General features: G+C 37.8%; 23 protein-coding genes. 18 read left to right on the top strand and 5 right to left on the bottom strand.

Going from position 1 to position 20,725, the window contains the following annotated elements; genetic code table 11:
* Positions 1 to 142: 142 nt before the first annotated feature.
* The 4 genes from RWN13_RS00975 to RWN13_RS00960 all read left to right on the top strand — a co-directional run bounded on the left by RWN13_RS00975 (position 143) and on the right by RWN13_RS00960 (position 3,896).
* Complete coding sequence (locus tag RWN13_RS00975; RefSeq protein ID WP_314059551.1) at positions 143 to 802, top strand: aquaporin; 660 nt, start codon at positions 143 to 145, stop codon at positions 800 to 802.
* A 160-nt stretch (positions 803 to 962) separates the two neighbouring features.
* Positions 963 to 1,478, top strand: coding sequence for an N-acetyltransferase (locus tag RWN13_RS00970; RefSeq protein ID WP_314059549.1), 516 nt, complete (start codon positions 963 to 965; stop codon positions 1,476 to 1,478).
* Between the two features lie 88 nt (positions 1,479 to 1,566).
* Entirely contained in the window at positions 1,567 to 2,139 is a 573-nt protein-coding gene (locus RWN13_RS00965) for a hypothetical protein (RefSeq protein WP_314059548.1), read from the top strand.
* A gap of 320 nt (positions 2,140 to 2,459) precedes the next feature.
* The gene (locus RWN13_RS00960; protein WP_314059545.1) at positions 2,460 to 3,896 is read left to right on the top strand and encodes an NCS2 family permease; all 1,437 of its coding nucleotides are present in this window, start codon (positions 2,460 to 2,462) and stop codon (positions 3,894 to 3,896) included.
* Between the two features lie 777 nt (positions 3,897 to 4,673).
* Here the strand turns inward: RWN13_RS00960 and RWN13_RS00955 are convergent.
* Positions 4,674 to 4,877, bottom strand: a complete 204-nt coding sequence (locus RWN13_RS00955) for a hypothetical protein (RefSeq protein ID WP_314059543.1) — start codon at positions 4,875 to 4,877, stop codon at positions 4,674 to 4,676.
* A 206-nt stretch (positions 4,878 to 5,083) separates the two neighbouring features.
* On the opposite strand from RWN13_RS00955, the gene RWN13_RS00950 reads away from it, so the two are divergent.
* The 8 genes from RWN13_RS00950 to RWN13_RS00915 all read left to right on the top strand — a co-directional run bounded on the left by RWN13_RS00950 (position 5,084) and on the right by RWN13_RS00915 (position 12,664).
* Positions 5,084 to 5,803 (top strand): AzlC family ABC transporter permease, encoded by a 720-nt coding sequence (locus RWN13_RS00950; RefSeq protein ID WP_314059541.1) that lies wholly within the window; start codon positions 5,084 to 5,086, stop codon positions 5,801 to 5,803.
* The gene (locus RWN13_RS00945; RefSeq protein ID WP_314059539.1) at positions 5,790 to 6,116 is read left to right on the top strand and encodes an AzlD domain-containing protein; all 327 of its coding nucleotides are present in this window, start codon (positions 5,790 to 5,792) and stop codon (positions 6,114 to 6,116) included. Before RWN13_RS00950 ends, RWN13_RS00945 begins: the two co-directional genes overlap by 14 nt.
* Before the next feature lie 103 nt (positions 6,117 to 6,219).
* Positions 6,220 to 7,083, top strand: a complete 864-nt coding sequence (locus tag RWN13_RS00940; protein WP_314059537.1) for a S1-like domain-containing RNA-binding protein — start codon at positions 6,220 to 6,222, stop codon at positions 7,081 to 7,083.
* A gap of 171 nt (positions 7,084 to 7,254) precedes the next feature.
* Positions 7,255 to 7,707: a hypothetical protein gene (locus tag RWN13_RS00935; protein ID WP_314059535.1), complete on the top strand. Its 453-nt coding sequence runs from the start codon at positions 7,255 to 7,257 to the stop codon at positions 7,705 to 7,707.
* Between the two features lie 501 nt (positions 7,708 to 8,208).
* Positions 8,209 to 9,387, top strand: a complete 1,179-nt coding sequence (locus tag RWN13_RS00930) for an MFS transporter (RefSeq protein ID WP_314059532.1) — start codon at positions 8,209 to 8,211, stop codon at positions 9,385 to 9,387.
* Positions 9,388 to 9,463: 76 nt separating this feature from the next.
* Positions 9,464 to 10,276: a MerR family transcriptional regulator gene (locus RWN13_RS00925; protein ID WP_314059530.1), complete on the top strand. Its 813-nt coding sequence runs from the start codon at positions 9,464 to 9,466 to the stop codon at positions 10,274 to 10,276.
* 238 nt (positions 10,277 to 10,514) lie between these two features.
* The gene (locus tag RWN13_RS00920; RefSeq protein WP_314059525.1) at positions 10,515 to 11,264 is read left to right on the top strand and encodes a LytTR family DNA-binding domain-containing protein; all 750 of its coding nucleotides are present in this window, start codon (positions 10,515 to 10,517) and stop codon (positions 11,262 to 11,264) included.
* Positions 11,265 to 11,299: 35 nt separating this feature from the next.
* The gene (locus tag RWN13_RS00915) at positions 11,300 to 12,664 is read left to right on the top strand and encodes a GHKL domain-containing protein (RefSeq protein ID WP_314059522.1); all 1,365 of its coding nucleotides are present in this window, start codon (positions 11,300 to 11,302) and stop codon (positions 12,662 to 12,664) included.
* Positions 12,665 to 12,701: 37 nt separating this feature from the next.
* Here the strand turns inward: RWN13_RS00915 and RWN13_RS00910 are convergent, their stop codons facing one another.
* Complete coding sequence (locus RWN13_RS00910; RefSeq protein ID WP_314059521.1) at positions 12,702 to 13,151, bottom strand: GNAT family N-acetyltransferase; 450 nt, start codon at positions 13,149 to 13,151, stop codon at positions 12,702 to 12,704.
* Entirely contained in the window at positions 13,135 to 13,611 is a 477-nt protein-coding gene (locus tag RWN13_RS00905) for an NUDIX domain-containing protein (protein ID WP_314059518.1), read from the bottom strand. Before RWN13_RS00905 ends, RWN13_RS00910 begins: the two co-directional genes overlap by 17 nt.
* Before the next feature lie 290 nt (positions 13,612 to 13,901).
* Between RWN13_RS00905 and RWN13_RS00900 the strand changes: the two genes are divergently transcribed.
* Complete coding sequence (locus RWN13_RS00900) at positions 13,902 to 14,465, top strand: TetR-like C-terminal domain-containing protein (RefSeq protein WP_314059517.1); 564 nt, start codon at positions 13,902 to 13,904, stop codon at positions 14,463 to 14,465.
* A 138-nt stretch (positions 14,466 to 14,603) separates the two neighbouring features.
* Positions 14,604 to 15,518, top strand: a complete 915-nt coding sequence (locus RWN13_RS00895; protein WP_314059516.1) for a DUF5692 family protein — start codon at positions 14,604 to 14,606, stop codon at positions 15,516 to 15,518.
* Positions 15,519 to 15,557: 39 nt separating this feature from the next.
* Here RWN13_RS00895 and RWN13_RS00890 read toward each other — a convergent pair whose 3' ends face one another.
* Positions 15,558 to 16,067 carry a flavodoxin domain-containing protein gene (locus RWN13_RS00890; RefSeq protein ID WP_314059514.1) on the bottom strand — a complete coding sequence of 170 codons (510 nt, stop codon included), beginning with the start codon at positions 16,065 to 16,067 and terminating at the stop codon, positions 15,558 to 15,560.
* Positions 16,068 to 16,290: 223 nt separating this feature from the next.
* A complete protein-coding gene (locus RWN13_RS00885) occupies positions 16,291 to 17,175 on the bottom strand; it encodes a GNAT family N-acetyltransferase (protein ID WP_314059512.1) in 885 nt (294 codons plus the stop codon).
* Between the two features lie 161 nt (positions 17,176 to 17,336).
* Here RWN13_RS00885 and RWN13_RS00880 point away from each other — a divergent pair, with 161 nt between their 5' ends.
* From RWN13_RS00880 to RWN13_RS00865, 4 genes are all read left to right on the top strand, one after another.
* Positions 17,337 to 17,921 (top strand): DUF1697 domain-containing protein, encoded by a 585-nt coding sequence (locus RWN13_RS00880; RefSeq protein ID WP_314059510.1) that lies wholly within the window; start codon positions 17,337 to 17,339, stop codon positions 17,919 to 17,921.
* Positions 17,922 to 18,076: 155 nt separating this feature from the next.
* The gene (locus RWN13_RS00875) at positions 18,077 to 19,015 is read left to right on the top strand and encodes an ABC transporter ATP-binding protein (protein ID WP_314059508.1); all 939 of its coding nucleotides are present in this window, start codon (positions 18,077 to 18,079) and stop codon (positions 19,013 to 19,015) included.
* A 29-nt stretch (positions 19,016 to 19,044) separates the two neighbouring features.
* Complete coding sequence (locus tag RWN13_RS00870; RefSeq protein ID WP_314059507.1) at positions 19,045 to 19,782, top strand: ABC transporter permease; 738 nt, start codon at positions 19,045 to 19,047, stop codon at positions 19,780 to 19,782.
* A complete protein-coding gene (locus RWN13_RS00865; RefSeq protein WP_314059505.1) occupies positions 19,779 to 20,720 on the top strand; it encodes an ABC transporter permease in 942 nt (313 codons plus the stop codon). The genes RWN13_RS00870 and RWN13_RS00865 overlap by 4 nt, the downstream gene beginning before the upstream one ends.
* Positions 20,721 to 20,725: the final 5 nt, after the last annotated feature.

Raw genomic sequence — 20,725 nt, 5'->3', positions numbered from 1 at the left:
CATAGTCATGTTCAAATAATGATTTCATATGATAGTTTTTAAATCGTTCAGGCATATAAGTGTTATTTCTTTTTCTAAAGGAGTAAAATATGGATTGTCCCTAAGGATTAGGAGACAAATCAAATGAAAAAGAGGTAAGAATATGGAGTTAAAAAAAGGGTTAGCTGAATTAGTCGGCACGTTTGTCTTAGTTCTTTTCGGAACAGGTACAGCAGTTGTAACTGGAGGAGAAGATGTATTAACGATTGCAATGGCGTTTGGGTTATCAATCGTCGCAATGGCTTATTCAATAGGCACGATATCTGGTTGTCATGTCAATCCAGCGGTGACAATTGGCATGTGGGTTAATAAACGCATTGATACGAAAACTGCAGGAATTTACGTCATTGCTCAAGTTCTGGGTGGACTTTTAGCAACAGCAACGCTATTATTTATTTTAAACAGTGCAGGGGTGGAGACAAGTAATTTAGGTCAAAATTCAACAGCAACAGTTGGGACCTTTGCAGCAGTTGTCATTGAAATTATTTTAACATTTGTTTTTGTTACAGTGGTTATGGGTGTAACTGGTAAAAAAGGCGATGGCAAATTTGCTGGTTTGGCAATTGGCTTTGGTTTAGTACTGGTACATTTACTTGGAATTAAATTGACAGGTACGTCTGTCAATCCAGCAAGAAGTTTGGCTCCTGCGATTTTCGCTGGTGGCGATGCTTTGAAAGATGTTTGGGTCTTTATTGTTGCCCCACTTATCGGAGGTGTCTTAGCAGCTGTCTTCGCTAAACAAGTATTGGATTCAGAAAAATAATGGAAAGGCGTCCTAATAGGGCGCTTTTTTTTGAGGAAAATTTAGCATGCAAGACAGAATGAATGATTGGAAGTCTATCACTTTGTTTTAAGCTGAGGTATAATAAATGGAAATAGAGAAGGCGTTAGACAGTAGCAGCCTGATTTAGTGGAGGGAAAATATGAGCCAGGTTGTATTAGAAACGGTAAAAAAGCATCAATTTCACGCAATAAAAAAGATGATTTGCAGGTCTTTTGCTGCTGTTCAAGAGGTAGTTACTGAGGATCATATAGTTGAATCTTTGCGTGTGGAAGCTAGTTACCGAAATGATTTTGAGGTAGTGGCCCTCAAGGACGGGGATGTTGTTGGCCATGGGATGTTGAGTGAGGCAAAAGTTGGGCAACATGATAAATTTCTTGCTTTGGCCCCCTTAACGGTTGCTGTGGACCATCAGGGACAAGGACTAGGTGGCAAGCTTATTGCTGAGTTGGAAAGACGAGCACAGGCGGAAGGGTATCGGGGGATCTTAATTTTAGGTGATCCGGATTATTATCAACGCTTGGGTTATCAAGAAGCACAAATCTATGGGATTACTTGCCCCTTTGAGGTGCCTTCATGTTATTTCATGATCAAGAGCTTAACTGGTGAGCTTAAAGGGATTAGTGGTCAAGTTGTTTATTTAAAAAGTTTAACTTAAAAATGTTAGTTCCTCGATATCATCCGGAAATTTGAGGTAGGTTGTGGGAAAGCTGTATAGTAAAGGAAGAGAAAAGGGAGACGGAACAATGGGAATGTTTGATTTATTTAAGAAAAAGGAGTCGCTGGTGGCGATTGATTATCAAAAAGAGTTGGCAAAAATTATTAGCGTTTATGAAAAATACCCAGTCTTTCCTTATATTCCGTATGAGGAAGGAATCGAGGAATGGATTAAAGAGATGGTCAAGCATCCTGATTTGATGATTGGGGAAGAGTATTTGACCCCTAATGAAGATGGGTTATTGCAAGGAGAGCTTAAACTGTTGGAATGGATTAAAGGGTGTTCCTGTCAGGTCACGGAATTCCCAGCTTATTTTGAACGAACTTACGGTATAAACCCAGTGACGAAAACCGAGGAACTGTTGGTTGATGATTATTTGGATATTGATGAAAGTATCAATAATTTATTTTATTGGCCTCTAACTGAATTAAATGAGTTGCTGGAAGAACATCACCTATTACCAGGAAATAGTATTGCGGAGGCGATTAGTGTCATTAAGTTGAATTTTTCTGAGGAATTTATCGATGATTTAACTCATCCAGGCATTTATGTATTGATGCCAAAGGGGCAAGAGATGTTGGCGAAGTATGTTCTTCAGTAGTGTAAGGGAGTCGTGAACTGAAGAATCGAATTTATTTTAAATCCGGCTTACTTTTAATGAAGTGAGCTTTTTTTGTTCCGTTTTTCTCACCATTATTTAACTAATTGGGCTGTAAATCAGGTTTACCGGTTTAAACACGAACAATAAACAGAAAAAAAGTGAAAACATCTATAAAAATGTTGTATTAACAATAATTCTTGACTATAATAAGGGTATGTTGATTAAAAGGCGAATGCAATTATCATTTTATAATTTTATTGTTCGGTTTTACCGTGATTTGATTAACAAAAAACAGTGACAAGGGAGATTGGGAATATCAAATGGAAAAGTTTTTTAAATTAAAAGAGAATAACACCAATGTTAGTACGGAAGTGATGGCGGGCTTTACGACTTTCTTTGCTATGAGTTATATTTTATTTGTTAATCCAGCTATTTTATCATTATCAGGCATGCCCTTTCAGGCAGTGTTCTTAGCTACCATTATTTCAGCGGCCATAGGAACGTTAATCATGGGGCTTTTTGCTAACGTTCCTTACGCTCAAGCACCGGGTATGGGATTAAATGCTTTCTTTACATTTACAGTGGTTTTTGGATTAGGGTATTCGTGGGAGCAAGCACTTGGGATGGTTTTCCTTTGTGGGATTATCAATATTATCATCACGGTGACAAAAATTCGTAAGTTAATTATTAGAGCAATTCCAGAAAGTATGCAACATGCAATTGGTGGAGGGATTGGTATTTTTGTGGCATATGTTGGGATTAAAAACGCCAATTTATTGAGTTTTTCTGCTGATTCTAATACAATCACAAGTTCTGTAGTCGAAGGCGATGCTGCAACGAATGTGACAATGAACGGCGGGATTGTACCAGGTCTGGCTAATTTTAATAACCCGGGTGTGTTACTAGCTGTTATTGGCATTGTTCTAATGATTGTGTTAGTCATCATGAATGTTAAGGGAGCCATTTTGATTGGCATTATCGGCACAACTCTTATTGGTATTTTAATGGGAGTCGTTGATTTAAGTGCGATTGACTTCAAAACCAACTCGTTGAGCAGTTCAATCAATGAATTAGGGACGACATTTGGCGCAGCCTTTAGTTCTAAAGGGTTGCCGTCACTGTTTGCAGATACAGCTAAAATTCCTCAAGTATTGATGACTGTCTTGGCTTTTAGTTTATCGGATACCTTTGATACAATCGGTACATTTATTGGAACTGGTCGTCGGACAGGAATCTTTAGTAAAGAAGATGAAGCGGCTCTTGAAGACAGTAAAGGCTTTAAATCTAAAATGGATAAAGCTCTATTCTCTGATGCGATTGCGACGTCGATTGGGGCAATCTTTGGTACGTCTAATACGACCACATTTGTTGAAAGTGCTGCGGGGATTGGTGTAGGTGGCCGTACGGGTCTAACTTCCGTCGTGGTAGCTGGTTTATTCTTGTTAAGTAGTTTCTTTTCACCGCTGATTAGTGTGGTACCGGCACAAGCGACAGCCCCAGCTTTGATTTTAGTGGGTGTGATGATGATGGCCTCCTTTAAAGATATTAACTGGACAGATCTAGAGGACGCTGTACCTGCCTTCTTCGCGTCGGTTTTTATGGGATTATCATATAGTATTTCAAATGGGATTGCAGCAGGATTTATTTTCTTTGTTATTGTCAAGTTAGCTAAAGGCAAAACAAAAGAAATTTCACCGATTTTATGGTTAGTGACAGGTTTATTCATTCTAAACTTTATAATATTAGCGATTCTGTAAAAAAGTTTAGTTGAGAAGTAGTTGAATCAAAAAATAAAGAATAATGTCGTTATTAGACTATTGAAGCGTAAATAAGGAAGGCTCTCGCCTTCTTTATTTTGCGTATAATTTAATGATACTAAGAAGTTAAACGAGTTGTAAAAGGATATAGGCAATTGTTTTGAATGAGAAAATAGTCAAAAACAGTTGTTTTTCATGGTATAATTTCATCGTAAAAGTTAGTTGTATCAAGGTGCTTGTTAATAGACTTCCTGAAAAAACGTTTGTTTAACGATTTTTATTAGTTTTGTTTTAGGCTGATTCCTGATGGATGTGTCTTTGATTGTCCAATTATTAACTAATAACATACCTTCGATTATTTTGAGGGCGAATAGCTAGTTGAAAGTTGACTGACAAGGGAATGGTAAGTATTAATTAAAACAAATTCGTCCTGTCACTCAGTCCAAATGGTCACGTTGCTTGAATAAAAGGGAGAGAAATGATGAAAGAGGCAATTGGAATTGACATTAATCTGCAAGAAAAAGTAATAAGAGCTGCTGTCATCTCAGAAGGTGGTGCCTGTCTCTAACAAGTAACTAATCAAATAGCCAAAGAGTCTGCCGAATCAATTTGTGACAGTCTGGCTGTATCTATTAAGCAGTTTTTGAAGGGGCATAATGCTGCCATTAACGGAGCTGGCTTATAGGTTTTCAACCTTGAAAGATGAGTTTTGTCACTGAAGAGAAAGTTTAAGCTAGTCTGTAAGCTATAAAATAAGTAATAAAAATGACAAAACCTTTAGGAGGTTTTGTCATTTTTATTACTTGAGTCTTTTTGGCGAAAACTTTGAAAGAGGAAGACAAAAATACCGAAGAAAAGAGATTCACCTAATACTTCCAAAAAGCTGGAATGTTTTGCAACCCCGGTAATCAAATTTCCGCCATAGGCCACAACAGTGTATAGTAACATTCCCAGAAATGTTGTGGTCAGTCTTTTAATCATGATTGATTCCCCCTCATGTTTCGAGCTAGTTCTTGACTTAAGTTTACCACGAAATGACAAGGGAGTAAAAGGTGAGGTTTTTTTAGAAAACAGCTAGAACCTCTTTACATTTATAAGATTTAGCGATAAGATGGTTCTTAACGATTTACGACTTACTGAATAGTCAGAATATTCAATTAAGTCAGGGTTGTTGAAAGGTGGTTGCGATGGAAGAGAATTATTCAAAAGGTTATCAAAGTTTTCATGAAGGGGTCAAAGCTTGTGTGCCAACCATTTTGGGGTATTTGGGAATTGGGTTAGCAGCGGGAATTGTTGGGAAAGGATCGGGTTTATCTATCTTGGAGATTACGCTATTATCCGTGCTTGTTTACGCAGGTAGTGCGCAATTTATCATTAGTGGTATGATTTTAATGGGCAGTCCGATTGGTCCAATCGTGCTGACCACATTTTTAGTGAATTTGCGGCATTTTCTGATGAGTTTATCCGTGGCCGATTATTTTAAAAAGGAAACCATAGTGCAGTCAGTTGGTATTGGCACTTTACTAACGGATGAGTCGTATGGTGTGTTAATGACGGCTATTCAAAATGGTAAGGAAGTGACAACGAAATGGGCTCACGGGTTGAATATAACGGCTTACCTAACATGGATTATTGCCACGATGATTGGCGGATTAATTGGTGATTGGATGCCTAACCCAGAACAGTTCGGCTTAGATTTTGCTTTAACCGCTATGTTTATCGGATTGATTATTTTGCAAGTTGAATTACCGATGCGTAAGCGTACCAAACAAACGGTAGTGACTTTGCTTTCAGTGGTGTTCAGTTTGTATCTGTTAATGGGGATTTTGTCAGCGGAAATGAGTGTGATCGCGGCAACGTTAATTGGTTGCACAGTTGGGGTGGTGGTAAATCGTGACAGCAAATAAAATGATTGTGTTGACCATTGTATTATGTGGAGTAGTGACATGGGTACCGCGGATTGCTCCCTTTATTTTATCTAAAAAAATGACGTTCTCTAAAGGACTAAATGAATTTTTATCCTATTTACCAATGTGTATTTTAACAGCATTATTTGTTCAGGGGCTATTAGTGCAACAGAGCCATGGGCTACCGACCTTTAATAGTGAGAACATTTTAGCAAGCCTACCGACTATCGCTGTTGGGGTGATTAGTCGTGATTTAATGTGGACGGTGATTGTGGGGATTATTTCCATGGCGGCTTTACGTTTTTTCATGTAGTTTTCATTCTTCTGTGCTATAATAAGATAATATTTCACACGTTGCAATTGGCAGTGTAGGAGCTCGAAGTGACTTTGAACTCATGAATAAGAAGGAGATTAACATGCAAAATTTATTAGGAACAGTGTTTACTGGGTTGATTACGGATGAAAACGATCTAGCTTACTTTGTGCAAAAAGATGGGGTAACTTTTAAGCTAGCTAAAAGCGAAGGCGAACACGAATTAGGTGAAGCTGTTGAAGGGTACGGGTATGTGGATCAGAAGCAAGATAACCGTATGACCACTAATATCCCGGCAATATCTCAAGGCCATTATGGCTTCGGAGAAGTTGTGGCGACGCGTAAAGACTTAGGCGCTTTTATTGACATTGGTCTACCGGATAAAGAAATTGTCTTATCGATTGATGAATTGCCAACCATGCGGGAATTATGGCCAAAAAAAGGTGACCGTTTAATGGTAGCCGTGATCGTTGATGACAAAGACAGAATGTGGGCGACTTTAGCTGACGAAACAATGTTTAAAGCCATTAGCCGTCAGGCAAAAGACGAAGCCGAGTTTAAGAATAAGGATGTCATAGCAACGGCTTATCGCTTAAAAGTAATCGGAACTTATGTGATTACAGATGATTTTTATCTAGGCTTTTTACATCCCTCTGAACGGTACATTGAACCCCGGATTGGTGAAGTCTTGAAAGCCCGAGTGATTGGGATTGGACCAAATGGTGTACTCAATATTTCTGTCAAACCACGTGCTCACGAAGTTATCGGTGATGATGCCATGATGATTTTAACGTTCTTGGAAAAGTCAGCAGATGGTCGTATTCCCTTTACGGATAAATCAACGCCAGAAGAAATTCAATTAACTTTTGCTATTTCAAAAGGACAGTTTAAACGGGCCTTGGGGACGTTATTAAAGCAACGTAAAATTAAACAAGAGGACGGCTATACCGTCTTAATCAAAGAATAGTACAAGCTACCCTAGAATGTAGGGTAGCTTTTTTATTGTTATTTTTAAACTATCTCTTACAGGTTGATAGTTTTCTTACAATTTTGTTGGAAAAGTTGACATTTTATCAGAATGTGGAATAATAGTGTAAATGATTAATTATTCTGACTTCTGTTGAAAGGGATGACAAAAATGAACTTTAAAAAACGACTAGTAACCGAAGAAGAACTGAAGGAGTTTGCCAAAGTTCCTTTAGTTGATCCAGTTTCACAAAAACTCAGTCAGCCAAAAAATGTTACCATCGCTGAAAATGAAGGGGTTTATCTTGTCTCATTGTCAAATCAACATATCTCTTTTAGTTATGAAATGCCTCGTTATTTTGTTTTAGATTATAAGGGACTGCTGATCTTTTTTTTCGTCATTGACCATACAGAACTTAGTGATGAAGTCACTAAATCAATTTTTGCTAAGGGAATTAAAATGCCTAAAAAACTAATCAGGGAGACCTTAGAGATTCGTAAACTAATCATCAAGGCTTTATTTGTCTATTACGGTGACTATAAGATTAATCAAATTATTTTAGACGAAGTGGCGGAAATTAGTTATTATTTACGGATGGAAGAAGGAAAGTTACGTTTTACTTAAGATATATATACATCTTGTAACATAATTCAAACAGATAGCTCCACTGAGCCATTCCAAGTGGTATTTTCAGCTTTTTTTAGCTGGTGGTTTAACAGTTAATCGTCTTCGAATCTTAGTGCTTTCCTACGATGTCCCTTATCTCTAAGGAATACATTCGTAAGTATAATAACAGCAATTAGAGACAAGGCACACTCTGCTTCTTTCCAATCTCATTATTTGCTATACGCTGAAGCGTCGAGCATTGCCGTTGCTCTTAATGCCTTAGCATTTAGAAGCAAGGAACAAGGTCTTGAAGGTCGAAGAGCATTTTAAATGGGGTGAGATCGAAGCGTGGTGATTATTTAGTAGGAACCAGATAGGTGATGAGTATAGGCTCGTCTTTTTTTTATTGATAAAATCCGTTTGTTTTTGGTTGTAGTTTAATGAATAAATAGAGAGACATCTTTTTTCTATCGGTGAATTTTGGTATGATGAAGATACTTATGAGAAAGAGGGGATTCTTTGGCTACGTTGACATCAAACGGCCTGAAAAGCCGAATTTATTTATTACAAGCGTTTTATTGGATGTCTTTTTGTTCTATCTCTGGATTTGCCACCGTGTTTTTAATATCAAATACGGTGCCAAACAGTCAAATTGGGCTTATTATTGCTTTAGGGAGTCTCTTGTCTGTCTTCGCCCAGTTTATGACGGGGATATTAATTGATAAGTATCGACAGTTAACTGTTCGAAAAGTGATGATGGTTTTCTTTTTTCTTAGCGGACTGGTATCCTTGGGGACTGTGATTTTCGTGGAACAAACTCTTGTTATGGCCGTGCTCTATTGTTTATTGATTGTATTGTTGTTTAATAGCCAACCATTAGTGACTTCCCTCATTTACGATTATATCAATGATGGAGCTGACTTATCTTTTTCTTTTTCAAGAGGGTTGGGTTCGATGATGTACGCGTCATTTTCTTTTGTGATGGGACTTTGGCTGGAAATTCATTCAACGATGTGGATTCCATGGATGTCTACAGGGTTAACTATGGCTCTTCTTTTTATTATTTGGAGCTTGCCAGAACTTGGTGAATTCGTTGTTTATGAAGAAGTTGAAGCGCCAACAAGTCTTAAGGAACTTCACAAAAAATACCCAAGCTTTTTTCTGTTTTTAGTGGGAATAGCGATCATCTTTAGCTTTCACACAATAGCCAATGTTTATTTGCCTCAAATTGTCCATCATGTCGGTGGTGGCAATAAGGAGATTGGTTTTGCGATTGCCCTGGCTGGTTTTTTAGAAATACCGACGATGTTTGGCTTCAAACGATTGGAAGAAAAATTTAATGTGATTGTTTTATTGCGTATTTCAGCTGTTTTTTTCTTTATTAAAGCGATTATTTATGTATTAGCGCCAAATTTTATAGTATTGCAGAGCGCTCAGGTATTGCAGGCATTGTCTTTTGCATTAATTACACCAGCCTATGCTCATTATATTAATGAATGGATGGCGCCAAAAGACCGAGTGAAAGGCCAAACATTTATGATGGCTGGTGTCACTTTTGGCAATGTTATCGGCAGCTTAGTCGGTGGCTGGCTTTTAGATCTATCAGGTGTATTACAACTCCTGTTGTTCGGGCTTTTACAAGCTGGGCTTGGAATGGTGATTATTTTAATCAGTCTTCGTCGAAAAAAAATAGTTTAGAATAAATACTTGACTCTCCCCTAAGGTCAGCTTGTAAGCTGAGAATTGAGGTAATCAAGTTGAAAGGTGGTTAGAAATGCTAACGATTGGTGAATTTTCCAAAGTTTGTGGTGTCACAGTTAAAACCTTAAGGCATTATGATAAAATAGGTTTACTGTTACCAAGCAAAGTGGATGATCTGACTCATTATCGGTATTACAGTGAAAGTAAAATAAGTCAGATGTTGTTAATTAATCGATTGAAGCGATACGGGATGAGTTTGCAAGAGATACAAGTGGTATTAGTGTCTGAAGACGTCCTTATTCCTGCGTTAATCAATCAGAAATACATACTGGCAAAAGATATCAATCACATTCAAGCGGCCATTACTGAACTTGATGCCCATCTGAAAGACATAGAGAGGACGGGAAAAATAATGAATTATCAAAAAAATTATGAGATTAGACAAGTGGAGCGAGAGCCATTGCCAATTATTAGTGTGCGACAGCAGATGGGGATCGAACAGTTTGATCAGGCTTTTGGACAATTGTTTGAAAAAATTGGGAAACTCCAGGCTTTTCCAACGGGTCCTGCAATGGCGATTTACCATGACCCGGAGTTCGCTGCAGCAGATACGGATATTGAAGTGGCTGTTCCAGTGAAAGATAGTCAGCAGGCATCACGACTATTAGCTGGCGGTCCGCATTTAGTGACGGTTCATCGAGGAAGTTATGATAATTTATCAGAAGCTTATGCTGCAATTGTTGAGTTTATGGCAGAAAATCATTATAAAAGTCGACTGGCACCTTTTGAAGTCTACGATGAGTCTGCTATGAACAATAAACCAGTCAATGAATGGGAAACTTCTGTTTATTTTCCAGTAGAAAAGAATCAACTTGATGTAAGCTAGTTCAAGGCAACTGGCTTTAAAAGAAGTATGTCTCACCAGAAAAATGGGGAGGCATGCTTCTTTTATCTGAGCAAATATAAGAAAACTGTGTAAGTTCTTCTGTTAATTTTGGTATAAGTAAGATAAAATAAGGAATAGTTAAAGAACATCAGCCGCGTGTCACAGGTAACTTTTTTAGACTAGTTGAAATAGTCTGGAAAGTCAAACCGTTGACAAGGGAAATCAAGGGGGAAAAGTTATGGTACCGATTTATATTTGTGAGGATCAGCGCCATTATCAAGAGATGCTTGCAAAACAAATCAGTCAATACTGTCTGATTAAAGCTTATGATCTGAAGATTATCTCGATTGCCAATAGACCAGAGGAGACCTTGGATAGGTTGAAAGAGAACCCTCAGTTAGGAATTTATTTTCTTGATGTGGACTTAAAAGATAAGGCGATGGATGGGTTTCAATTAGGTGAAGCAATTCGTAAATTAGACCCACGGGGATTTATTATTTATGTGACGACTCATGGAGATTTGTCGTTTGAAACCTTTAACTATCGAATAGAAGCCATGGATTATATTTTAAAGGATGAGGTCAAAGCATTACCCCTTCGAATTAGGCAGTGCTTGGATAGCGTTGTTGAGCGCTTATATGACGATCAGACTGATGCAGGCTCATACTTTTCTATAAAGATTTTTAATGAAGTCCATCATATTCTCGTTACTGATATTTTGTATTTTGAAACGTCTTCTAATACTCATCGGATTCTATTACATGGAACGAGGAAACAGCTGGAATTTTTTGGTAAGTTATCAGAAATTGAAACCAGACTAGGTGAGTCGTTTATACGGTCCCATCGTTCTTATTTAGTTAATCGAGACTATATTAGAGCAGTAGATTACAACACTGGGCAGTTAAGGATGGCTAATGAGGGAGTTTGTTTGATGTCTCGTAAGATGAGAAAATTTTTTCAGACGACTAATCAGATAACGTCCTGTTAGCATCGTTGGTGTAACTGTTTGTTTGGAAAAATAAGGTGAAAGAGAGAAAAGCGTATATGGAATTGCTAGTTTGGTTGGTAAATTGGGGAGGGACTGTTGGGCGAATGATTCTTCTATTAAAGTTGGTATCATTTCTTAGTCATAGCCAAGTTAATCGACAAAAATTGTGTGTGTTTAGTTTAGGACTGGCAGTAATTGATAGTGTTAGTAATTATGTTTTACATCATGTTATTAATGAGCAAAGCCTTTACTGGTTCGTTTATATCACATTTAATACAATTATTTTGTTGGTTGCCATGAAATTTTTACTCAAACGAAAGTTATCATGGCTGATAGGTTTATATGGCATTGCAGGTATATTAATGACAGTTGGGACTTTTATCGTAATGGGGCTATTTAATCTCTTTTCCAATAATGAGGGATATATTGAGAGCATTTACCTGAGGTCGGGGTTGTTAGTACTCCCTGTCGTCATTTTTGGGCTACTTTCTTTTGGGTTAATGAAGATTGGCTTCGACGAATGGTTTGTAGTTATCTATAATAACCACAAGTCTCGGTCTATAGCGACCTTAATTTTTACTGGGCTCCTAGTTGGTGACTATATAATTGAGTATGTTGATCCAGATAATTTGTTGGGCAAAGGAACGATTATGTATGCCTTTTATTGGGGTGTTTTTGGACTTATGCTTGGCTTAGTGATTTACTCATGGTCTTCTCAATTAAAATTAAAATATCAAGAAATGATTATCTTAGAACAGAAAAATTATTTACATACCTTAGAGGATATTCAACGAGATATGGGTGTTCTCCAGCATGATTATAAGAACATGTTATCTGGACTATACTTACAAGCTGAAGAAGGTAAAATAGGGGAGATGCAAGCTTATTTAAGCAAGATTATTGGTCAGGTAGATGGTAAAGTGGCCACAAAAATTAAACAAACAACTCATTTAAGTCAAGTCGAGATCACAGAGCTCAAAAGCCTGCTTTTCATTAAAATCATGGAACTGGATAAAAAAAATATTCCCATAGAATTGGAAGTGGTTAAACCGGTCCAAAAAGTGGGAATGGAGATAGATAATCTCGTTCGTTGCTTAGGAATTCTGATAGATAATGCGAGTGAAGCAATAGAAGGATGTCGTGGAAGTGACAGACATGGGAAAATGACAGTGGTCTTGAGTCAAGATGAGCATAATTTAACAATCTTAGTTAAAAATCCGGTTTTGGAATTGCCTATTTTACCGAAGATATGGCAAGCAGGTTTTTCTTCAAAAGGAGATAACCGCGGATTAGGTTTGCATAGTTATCAGGAAATTATTAATCAGTATCCTAATGTTTGGAAGCAGACCATTTGCGAAGAAGGACAATTCACTCAAATATTGACGATTGCTCACCTTTGAATCATGGAAGAGAGGCACAACATATTCCCTGAGTGACTTAGTTGGCTGCTATCATTGGCACAAAGGTAATACCATCAATAGTTTGTGCTGGTTTAATTGGAGAAAAACCCAATTTTTCATATACTGGAATGGCGTAAGGCGACGAATTTACCGTGATAGAAGCAGGTTGCTTCAGGGTCTTTTTCCAGTTATTGAATAAGTCACGGGCAATTCCTTGACGATGATAGTTTTTATCAACGAAAAGCAAACAAATATGAGTTGGTTGGCGAATCCCTAAAACACCTACTAAGGAGTGATTGGTATAAGCTCCGTATAGTACCATGTCACCAGTAGATAATGATTTTTTTACGTTGGTTTCATCGATAAAGTGATAAAAGGAGTAAACGCCTTCCGGGCCATAATGGTTGGCCGATGTATCGAAAGTCTCCTTAACTAAATCTAACGCCTCTACAAGGTTGTTTTGATTAATTTCATGGAAGATGAACATTTAGCAGACCTTCTTTCTGTAATCTGTGATAAATAGCCAAGTCACCAGCATCGATGTTTAGAGTAGTTAACTCAGATGATGGAAATAAAGCTAACTTAGCCATTTCGTCACCAATCTGTTGCGTAAATGGTGTGAAATAGGTTAAATTATCTAAAAATATAGCTCGATAGCGAGTAGACTGATTAGGCTTTGAAATGGTAATCAGACCGACCAATCGCAGATTTTCAGATATGAGATGGGTTTCCTCAAAAAACTCACGCTGGGCAGTATCGTAACAATCTTTATCAGCATGTTCTCGTTTGCCAGCAGGGAATTCCCACTGCTGACGCCAATTGTTGTAGCCAATAATTAGTTTAGCATTATAAGTGGCAATAACGAGGCTGCTAGTGGAATGTTTGTTAATAAAGTCTTCGTTTTTTGATGTTGGTAGAGTGAAGTTAAATGAGTCCGTAACAGTCATAGATAGTTCCTTTCAGCTTATCAAGTGTTGGGAAGCCGCAATAGTGATAGTTCAGTTAGTAGATACTTGTGACAAAGGATATGCATACAATTATCTCTCTTTTTGAAATAAAAGGCAATACCAGAATCAGAGGCAGTGGCGATTTTTAATAAGTGATAATAAGTATTTCAGGTCGTTATAAATTCGATCGTTTAAGAAAAAGAGGTACTACAGACCTGTTTCCACTATCCTAAATTTACATCAAGCCGTATAATGGGTGTGGGGAAAATAGTGGGAAGCGGGGATGTTTGATGGAGCAAGGGTATGTGACGAAAAGAGCGTTGTCACTTGGCTTGAAAGAGCTAATGAAAAAAGTGGCGTTAGATAAAATTCGTGTCAGTCAAATCACAGAAATAACAGGAGTATCACGTAATACCTTTTATTATCATTTTTCAGATATTAATGATTTATTGAGTTGGACTTTTGACCATGAAGTCGTATTTAGTTTAGAATCTTGCACCCAACTGGATAGTTGGCAAGCTGGTTTAATGAAGGTTTTGAACTATACTGAGGATAATCGGGCATTTTGCATGAATACCTTTCATTCTTTAAGTCGGGATCGTTTGGAAAGTTTTTTATATCGGATTACCTATGATATGTTGCTGACTATCATGTCGTTGGAAACTTATGGCGAAAATTTAGATACTAATCTACGCCATGAAATTGCTGATTTTTATGGACGAGCAATTGTGGCCCAAGTCATTCACTGGTTGTTAACTAACTTGCGGGAGCCAAAAGGGCAGCTTGTTAATCGTGTGGAACGGATGACAGTGGGGGCGATTGAACGGGTTCTTACCTATCGCAAAGATACGTAGAAATTTTTGGGCAGTTTTATGTTTTTGTTTAATAGTTGGGCAAATTCCTCTTTTTGTTTATAGCTTAAATAATTAATCTGAGTATGATAAGACTTGTTAGTTATTATATTAATTATTTAGGAAAATGGAGGAATGACAATGTTTTTCTTTGAAAACATCACTTGGCAATCTGCCTTGATGTGGGTGGCAGTCGTCGCAGTTTTAATGGGGCTAAATGAATTAGCGCGACTGAATAAGTGGGTAGCCCTGGTATTATTTACGGTTGTGCCAGTCATATTAACGATTTTTGTTTGGCCGACGACGGCTGGAGCTGGTAGTAGTACTGGGACATGGTTCCATTGGGTAAAGGTCTATTCAGCCTTGGCAGGGTGTCTTGGTTTCTTAGCTTTACGTTTTATTAAAGGGGCAAGCAACAACAAATATCTGCTGATTTTCCCCCCACTTATTCTAGCAATCAATATCATGGAGGCTGTTATTCGTGATTTCCAAGTTTATTCTTTGCAGGGAATGGTTGATGGAGTTTTGATGAATGGTGGTATTTGGAATATCATGAATGGTGTGGCAGGAATTCTTAATATTTTAACCATTTCTGGATGGGTCGGAATTAAAATTAGTAAAGACAAACAAAAAGACATGGTTTGGCCAGATCAAATGTGGTTCTGGATCATAGCTTATGATCTGTGGAATTTTGCTTATGTCTACAACTGCGTCTCCGATCACTCATTTTATGCAGGAGCAGCCTTATTAATTTCTTGTACAATTCCTGCTTTCTTCATAAAAAAAGGGGCTTGGTTACAGCATCGTGCTCAAACCTTAGCTTTTTGGATGATGTTTACTATGTCTTTCCCAGCTTTTGTTGGTGAGTCTCAATTTGCAGTAGCAAGCACTCACAGTGATGCCTCCCTTTTTATTGCTAGTTTCTTATCTCTAGCAGCCAATATAGCCGTATTTGTTTATCATATCTATCGTATTAAGAAATATAAACGGAATGTCTTGACCGAGGAAGTTTACGTAGGATTAAAAACGTTCGAAGAAATCAAAGACAACAATTAAAAGAAATCGCCTTTTGCATCTTGCAGAAGGCGATTTCTTTTAGAATATAGGCCTAATCGATTGGCTGAATTGGACCATTTGTTGCCTGTTGAGTTTTGACATTTGTTGGACCTTTTTAATGTTTGGTATTTGAAAGTCGTCTTTTGGCATTAAGCTGACCACGCCTTTTTCTAATAAATTCAGCGAAGAATAGTCAACGGCGCCACCTAAAAACACTTTTCCCTCTGCGTGATGTTGAAGGGATTCAGGATAAGCCCCTTGTAACTCCCGTGTTGCCAAATCACCAGACGCCAGACCAGAAGCAAACAAATAGAGTTGTTTTGTCAGTAACTCATTGTGAAACTTCTGACAAAAATCACTCATATCACGTCGTGGTTGACCTGCATATATGGGAGTGCCTAAGACTATTGTGTCGAATTGATTTATTTGGTGGTGGTTAATTTTTTTGACGTTTAGGACATGTCCTTTAGGGAAGAGCTGGGCAGCGATTTCCTTGGCATAGCCTTTAGTTGTGCCGTGTCTACTCGTATATAAAATCAATGTGTTCAAAACAATGCCCCCCTTTTTATCGGGATCATTTTGAACCCTCTTTTAAAATTAAATAACTTATATCATCTATCTATAACGATACGGTAAATCGTGCATATTGTCAACAATTGAATGATAATTGATTTTTTATCCCTGATAGGGTCATAATGAAGTTTTTTAATATAAATAATTGTAATAATAAAAGAGAAATCAGTAGAATGATTCCTCTTTAAAATGTTAACTATTAGCCATGAGAGGTTAATGGGAATAATGTTTGGTTGGACCAGGTGTTTAATTGAGGCCGAATGAACAGATAATCCTCTTTGTCAGTTTGGCTTAGCGGATTGATGGTGAATTCCTGATTATCAGTCGTGAAGAATAGTTGGATGGTGGCTGTTTCATTATTAATTAATTGACAGAGCATTGGTTTGAGGTCTGTTTTTTTAACTTGAACAATATCAAAGACATTCAGTGTAGTACTGGTCGATTCTGCGATAATCAGTGTTTGTTCTGTCTCAAAATAAAATAAGTGATGTGGAAAAATCAAGGTGGTATAAAATAAAAGTAAACTGGCATTATCGCTAATCCCAAGTCTTTGAGAGTTAGGCAATCGATTTAAAGCTAATTCACGGAGGATGATTAAGTCCTTTTTTGAGTCGCAGTTGAGTTGGCGGTATGATTTGGTAGCGGGTTGCCATTCTTGATCGATGGAGATGATGAATTGGCTTTCATCGTAAGGCTGAAAACCGAACTTAGGATAAAAATTCAACACTTGATCATTGGCAAATAGGTAAATAAAATCTACTTGTTCTTCATTGGTAGCAATCACATAGTCCATCAGCTTAGCAGCCAAACCTTGCTGCTGATAATCAGGGTGAGTCATAACTGTCCCAATTTGGATGGCTTGTTTTAGTTTGCCTTGAAAATGGACAGTCATTCGTGTGGTGGAAACATTGGCGATGATTTGATCACCGTCAGCATAGGAGTAGCAACAATAGTCGTCATTCCATGCACCTAGCTCAAACCAAGGCATAAAATTTAGGTCAAAAGTAGCTAAAGCCAGCTCAAAAAAGCTTTGGCGTAGAGTGTCGTTATTTTTATAGTTAGTAACAAATTGATAAGTAGTCATATTAGTTCCTCATTTCATAAAGCTAACCAGTTAGTCCCTAGTTTCGTATTATTATAAATGAATTACTCAAGAATGTAAAACTTGGCCGAGTCTGGGGATATTTGTTATAATAATTAGAGAAAAGAGTCTTAAATTAAACAGGGGTTAATGAGGTTAATGTATTGTTACCTGTAAGGATGGCAATACATGAGAAAGAAGGGGCTAAGGTGGCAATCTTTGTGGTGTTATTAAGAGGAATCAATGTAGGAAAACATCGGCAAATACCAATGGCTGAGTTAAGCGAATATTTGTCTGAGGCTGGTTTTTCCGCCATAAAAACGTATATTCGCAGTGGGAATATTATTGTACGAAGTGACGAAGCTAATTCATTGAAGGTGTCGCAACTTATCACTCAAGTCATTAAAGCAAAATATGGATTTGAGATACCTGTAGTGGTTTATACGAAAGATGAGTATGAAAGGTTTCATCAAGAGATGGCGGATTTGTGTCAGACAATCATCGGCGATCAACAATTGGTGTATGGGTATGCACAAGATCTTATTGGAACGTCAGAGTCAAATACGTTTTCAATGGAAGAAGAGGAGGTTCTGGTTAGAGGACGGGTTTTAGTAATGCGAATCGGTCCTCGTTTATCAGATTCACCGCTAATGAAAGAGCTGACAAAAAATAAATCATTGCAACAACGGATTACTGTCAGAAACCAGCAAACGTCAAATAAACTGTTGGCGTTATTGAAGGCCTATTAACTAGAAAATGATGAGAGGAACTCTCTCATCATTTTCTAGTTTTTTTGTAATATCAACCGAATGGTGGATAGGATTTTACTAGAGAAAATTCTATACTAGACTTAGCATAAGTAATAGCTGTTATTTTTCACAATTAAATTTTAAAAGGAGAATGTATGGACACTTTATTAGAGGTCAGAGGGATTAGTAAGGTATTTGGAAGAAACACCGTGGTGAATAATTTATCTTTTAGTATTTATGAGAAAGAGATTCTCTGTCTTTTAGGCCCAAACGGAGCGGGGAAAAGTACGACGATTAATATTTTGACAGGTGCTCTTAGCTATGACAGCGGTGAGTTGTTTTTTCATCAGAGGAAACTGAAAGTAAATGATTTGGCATTTAAACGGCAAATTGGGATAGTCCCTCAAGATTTGGCGCTTTATGACGATTTAACAGCAGAAGTTAATGTGACTTTTTTTGCTTCCTTATACGGCCTAAAGGGTGAGCGTCTCCAAACGCAGGTGTCAAATGCTTTAGCCTTTGTAGGCCTAGTGGATCGTCGGAAAGAGGTGGTAAAGACCTTTTCTGGTGGGATGAAGCGACGCTTAAATATAGCTTGTGGGATTGCACATAATCCTGAGTTGTTGATTATGGATGAGCCAACGGTGGGAATTGATCCGCAATCACGTTTACATATTCTCACGGCAATCCGCAGATTAAGGGATGAGGGCATGACTATCTTATATACCACTCATTACATGGAAGAGGTAGAAGAAATTTCCAGTCGAATTATCATTATCGATCAAGGAAAGATGCTGGCTGAAGGCTCAAAAGAAGAGCTTAAACAGGCAGTGGTCAATGACCAGTTAATTGAGATTGAGGTGTCAGAAGGCAGGTCGATAAAGATCGATCAATTATACAGCTTGGAAGGCGTCAAAGAGGCGACAATATCAGAGAATCTAGTCACGATAAAAACTTTAAAAAACATTGATAATTTAGATCGGATTATTGGTAAATTGTTGAATTTTTCAATCAAGATTAAGAACATATCGATTGAGTCCGCTAATTTAGAAACAGTCTTTTTACAACTAACAGGGAGAAATCTGCGAGATTAGACTATTATGGTTAGAAGGGAATGAACCAGATGTATGAACTACGAAAAATGGTTGAACTAGACCTGTTAAATTTAATCAAAAATCCTATGTGGGTCGCTTATGCCACGCTATTTCCAATACTACTTGTGATGACACTAAGTTTTCTGGGAGGAAGCGGGCATGTGATGAGGCCTGTTGATTATTTTGGTATCACCATGATGTTGTTTTCAGCCCTACTAAGTTCGAGTTTTTCAGCTAACGCCTTTATGGAGGAGCGAATTAAATTACCAAATATGCGATTGATTATGTTGCCGGTTCCGGTTTATTTTATTCCACTGTCTAAAATAGTAGCCACCTTTATTTTTTCAGTGTTGTTTTACTCATTGGATGGGCTTGTTTTATATGGAGTCTTTCAAGTGAATTTTGGTGGTCCATATTGGCCAGCGGTTTGGCTTTTATTAATAGCAGTTGATTTATTTTCGATTGTCTTAGGTATTTTATTTTGTACGATTTTCAAAACTGAAACAACGGCTAATCAGGTCACCAGTTTAATGGTTCAGACCTTAGCGCTCCTGTCCGGTTGTTTTTTTCCGATTTATGTTCTGGGAGATAAGTTAGGGGCTGTCAGTCAATATTCACCTGTTACGATGGTAATAAACACCTTGTTCGAAGTGATTTATGATGGTAATTTTTATCACTATTACAGCGCTTTGCTCGTTATTTTAAGTTTATCATTAGTAGGTGGGATGCTGTCATTAAGATTATTTAAAGGAGATGATTATCTATGAGAGCTGTGTTTAGTCTTAATCGACATCGTTATCGGCAGCGTCTAGGTCAACTTCTGTTGATTTTTAGCCTAACCGCTGTTTCATTAGTAGCTGCTATTTATTTAGGAAACCAGCCCGTGGTGCTTGGCAGGATTGCTGTAATCGGGGAAGTGGATCTACCTCCTAATGGTCCTTTTATCTTTACGACAGTCGATCAAGAACCAACCAATGCAGAATTTATGACAGGAAAATTCGATGGGTATTTGGCACTGATTGCTAATGGTGAGTATCAAATTAGCACCCCTAAGAAGAAAGAAATGGCCTCTGTTTTGAGACAATGGTTAGCTGGGACTCAACCCGTTGAGGACAATCAAATTTTAAGTAAGGTCATCGGGTTTATGATGATGTTTTTACTTATGGGAGGGTTAAACTTCAGTGCCTTAATTGGCGAGGACAAGGAGCAACATCAATTGGAGCGTCTGTTGATATCGCCACTGTCTTTAAAGACCTATTTAATCAGTCAGTGTCTTAATGCCTTTTTACTCCTTTATCTCCCTACCATGGGCCTGCTTTTGGTCATTCAAGGAATATTTCGTCAGGAGTTGGGGGCAAGTTTGCTTACTTATAGTGGGCTGATTGCGTTAATTTGTGCTTTGGGGGTCAGTTTTGGTACATTGATGATGAGCGCGTTTAAAACTAGTGATACGGCAAACATGATTGGGTCTGCGACTCTGGTGCTAAGTACGGTAGTTTCAGGTAGTTTTGGTATCATTGGTAAAGAACATCAGTGGTTCACGAGTTTTAGTCAATTATTCCCTCAAAAGAGTCTGTTAAGTCTGGCAACAATTAGTGAAGGGCGCATTTTTTTGCAAACGGGTTATTTAATCCATGTTGTATGCAGTAGTTGTTTATTCCTGTTAGGCGGCATCCTTATCTTAGGTAAGAAGCTGAAAAACTAGGTTTG

Source organism: uncultured Vagococcus sp., from assembly GCF_963518325.1.
Classification (GTDB): domain Bacteria; phylum Bacillota; class Bacilli; order Lactobacillales; family Vagococcaceae; genus Vagococcus_D.
This window is presented reverse-complemented; position numbering and strand designations above follow the sequence as displayed.